Source organism: Pseudomonas sp. PA-4-8C (genome assembly GCF_021606625.1).
Classification (GTDB): Bacteria; Pseudomonadota; Gammaproteobacteria; order Pseudomonadales; family Pseudomonadaceae; genus Aquipseudomonas; species Aquipseudomonas lactis.
Map to the genome: position 1 here is coordinate 1 of NZ_WKCD01000401.1, position 3611 is coordinate 3611.

General features: G+C 59.3%; 3 protein-coding genes and 1 pseudogene. 3 read left to right on the top strand and 1 reads right to left on the bottom strand.

Annotation, left to right across the window (positions count from 1 at the left end; all coding sequences use genetic code 11):
- Positions 1-335 precede the first annotated feature (335 nt).
- Genes GIW04_RS28980 through GIW04_RS28990 form a run of 3 tightly spaced genes read left to right on the top strand, consistent with a single transcriptional unit; the run spans position 336 to position 3257 of the window.
- The gene (locus GIW04_RS28980) at positions 336-1040 is read left to right on the top strand and encodes an MtnX-like HAD-IB family phosphatase (RefSeq protein ID WP_003188934.1); all 705 of its coding nucleotides are present in this window, start codon (positions 336-338) and stop codon (positions 1038-1040) included.
- Entirely contained in the window at positions 1033-2427 is a 1395-nt protein-coding gene (locus GIW04_RS28985) for an aspartate aminotransferase family protein (RefSeq protein ID WP_003188936.1), read from the top strand. The genes GIW04_RS28980 and GIW04_RS28985 overlap by 8 nt, the downstream gene beginning before the upstream one ends.
- Entirely contained in the window at positions 2424-3257 is an 834-nt protein-coding gene (locus GIW04_RS28990; protein WP_236270091.1) for an alpha/beta hydrolase, read from the top strand. The genes GIW04_RS28985 and GIW04_RS28990 overlap by 4 nt, the downstream gene beginning before the upstream one ends.
- 50 nt (positions 3258-3307) lie before the next feature.
- Here GIW04_RS28990 and GIW04_RS28995 read toward each other — a convergent pair.
- Positions 3308-3611, bottom strand: a pseudogene (locus GIW04_RS28995) (1-aminocyclopropane-1-carboxylate deaminase); the annotation flags it as partial.

Sequence of the window (3611 nt, forward strand, 5' to 3'; positions counted from 1 at the left end):
CACATCGCCCGTGATGCCCTCTGCCCATGCGGCCCCGCAAAGGCCCCACCCTCCAAGTAAACCGGTGAATACAGCAGCAGCGAGCTTGGACATGGGGACGTTTCCTGAAGGTGGGCAGGCGCGCATGAACGCGCAAACCGACGCGCCTGCGCAAGCACTCATGTTGTTTGTAGCAAGCTACAAAAATTGTAGCTTGCGCGACACCTATCGCTGCGCATTTCGCCCCAGCCCCCCAGCCCTGCGGGGTTTTCGCCAGTTGGCACAGTCCCTGCTCTATCCCTTGGCAAGCGCATACAGCGCGCTCCTCCAAGGCCCTTTACCTAAAGGAAAGGCAGATGATCAACTGGCATATCGTGTGTGACTTCGACGGGACCATTACCCCCACCGATGTCATCGACAACGTCCTCCAACGCTTCGCCGGCCCCGAGTGGGAAACCATTGAGCAGGAATGGCTGGATGGACATATCGGTTCACGCGAATGCCTGAGCCGCCAACTGGCGCTGATCAAGGCCACCCCGGCTGAACTGCTGGCGTACTTCGACAGCGTCGAGATCGACCCGGACTTCCCGGACTTTGTCGATCACGTCATGGGCCTGGGTGCCTCCATCGAAGTGGTCAGCGACGGCATCGAGCAGGGCATTGCCCGCATCCTTTCGCGCAACTACGTGACCCTGCTGCCGATCCTCGCCAACCGCCTGCGCCAGGTCGACCAGGACAGCTGGCGCATCGACTTCCCGTATGCCAGCGATGCCTGCCGCGCCGCGTCCGGCAACTGCAAGTGCAAATCCACGCCGCGCAACAAGCGCGTGCTGGTGATCGGCGACGGCAAGTCCGACATGTGCGTGGCCTCCACTGCAGACTTCGTGTTCGCCAAGGGCAGCCTCGCCGAGTACTGCGTCGCCCACCAGATCCCTCATGCGCGCTTCGACACCTTTGCGCAAGTGCCGGCGTTGCTGGCCAAGTTGCCACAAGGCCTCGCCGCCAATGCCACCACCTTCAACACCTCTTCTGACCATCAGGAACTCTTCCATCATGTCTGATATCCGTATCGCTACCGCCGAAGACCAGGTGCTTCTGGATAAAGAAGCCAAGTATTGCTCCTACGGCGACACTGTCCACTACATCGAGCCACCGCGGATTTTCAGCCGCTGCGAAGGCTCTTATGTGTGGGACACCGAAGACCAGGCCTACCTCGACCTGCAAATGTGGTACTCGGCCGTCAACTTCGGCTATGCCAACCCGCGCCTGAACAACGCGCTGAAAAAGCAGATCGACACCCTGCCGCAAATCGCCAGCCAGTATCTGCACAAAGGCAAGATCGAGCTGTCGGAAATGATCGCGGTCGATGCCAAGAACAAGTTCGGCCTCGACGGCCGTGTGCACTTCAACGTCGGCGGTTCGCAGTCCATCGAAGATTCCCTGAAGGTGGTGCGCAACGCCAGCAACGGTAAAAGCCTGATGTTCGCCTTCGAAGGCGGCTACCACGGGCGCACCCTCGGCGCCTCGTCGATCACCTCCAGCTTCCGCTATCGTCGTCGCTACGGCCACTTTGGCGAACGCGCCAATTTCATCCCCTTCCCTTACCACTTCCGTGGCCCGAAGGGCATGACCAAGGAAGAGTACGGCAGCCATTGCGTGCAGCAGTTCGCCCGCTTGTTCGAGACCGAATACAACGGTGTCTGGGACCCTAAAACCAACCAGTGCGAATACGCAGCTTTCTATGTCGAGCCGATCCAGGGCACCGGTGGCTACGTGATCCCGCCGATGAATTTCTACCGCGAGCTCAAGCACGTCCTGGACCAGCACGGCATCCTGATGGTGTCCGACGAAATCCAGATGGGCTTCTATCGCACCGGCAAACTCTGGTCAATCGAGCACTTCGACGTACAACCGGACGTGATCGTGTTCGGCAAGGCGCTGACCAATGGCCTCAACCCATTGGGCGGTATCTGGGCCCGTGAAGAGTTGATCAACCCGAAGGTGTTCCCGCCAGGTTCGACTCACTCCACCTTCGCCTCCAACCCTTTGGGTACCGCGGTGGGCCTGGAAATGTTCAAGATGACCAGCGAAGTCGACTACGGCGCCATGGTCATGGCCAAGGGCAAATACTTCCTGGAAGGCCTGCAAGACTTGCAAAAACGCTTCCCGATCATCGGCGATGTGGACGGCCTGGGCCTGGCGCTGCGCTGCGAGATCTGCGGCCCGGATGGCTTCACCCCGGACAAGGCGACCCTGGACTACATGGTCGAAGAAGGCATGAAAGGCGACATGCTGGTAGACGGCCAGAAGCTCGGGTTGATCCTCGATGTGGGCGGTTACTACAAGAACGTGATCACCCTGGCACCGTCCCTTGAGATCAGCTACCCGGAAATCGACCTGGGCCTGAAGTTGCTGGAGCAACTGCTGGTGCGAGCGACCACGCGGTGAATGCTCAAGGGATCGACCTCGGTGAAGGCACTGCCGGTTTCGTTCTCGGTGATGGTCCGGTCGGGATCCTGTTGATCCACGGCCTGACCGGCACACCGACCGAGTTGCGCCAGGTCGCCAAGGGCCTGGCCAAGGCGGGTAACTGCACGGTGTATGTGCCCACGCTGGCCGGGCACTGCGGCGACAACAGCGACTTGCAGGCCACTGGCTGGCAGGACTGGTACGAAGGCGTGCGAAAGACCTTCGTACAGGTCAAGCAACGCCATGGGCAGGTGTTTGTCGGCGGTTTGTCCATGGGGGCCGTGATGTCGATGTATGTGGCGTCCGAACACCCAGGGCAAGTTGCCGGGCTGTTGTTATATTCCCTGACCTTGCGTAACGATGGCTGGAACGCCTCACCCGTCACACGGTTAATGCCTTGGGTAACTCGAATTCCCTTTGTGTTGGACTTTTGCGTCTTCAATGAGCGGCCGCCGTTCGGTATTAAAAACAGGCGGTTGCGAGCCATTGTCGAACGGCAGATGAAAATGGGTGAAAGCAGTGCTGCAGGCTTGCTGAGCATGTCTGGCAAGAGTCTGCGGCAAATGCATAAACTGACGACACGAGTGAAACGGCGCATGCCGTTGATCAACGCACCCGCGCTGATCATCCACTCCATCGAGGATGATGTCAGTGGCAGGTGGAACGCCGATTACACCGAACAGAAACTCGCAGGCCCTGTCACCAAAGTGCTGTTGGATAACTGCTATCACATGATTACGGTAGACCTGCAATACAAGGAGGTGGTTGCCCTGAGTGCCCACTTCATTGAAAGCCATATATCTATTTGAGGGGACCAGCAGGCAGCCGACGCCTCATTGCCTGATATTTATCAGCCCCTTCAAATGGGCGCCACACTTCGGCGGCCTTGTAAGCCGCCGGTATGGACGAAGATCAGGCGAGTGGCGGGGGCGAAGCGTCCGGCCTTAATCTGCTGTTTCAACGCCAGCAGCGCCTTGCCGGTGTAGAGCGGCTCCAGCGGTAGACCGTACGCTTGTTCGGTGCGCTGGATGAAGTTGAGCAACAGCGGATCGACCTTGGCAAAGCCACCGCGACAGGCGTCCAGCAATGTATAACCGTCCTGCACGATGGCACTCACGTTCTGCGCCACACCGTGGTCATCCGGCACCGCCATGGCGCCATAC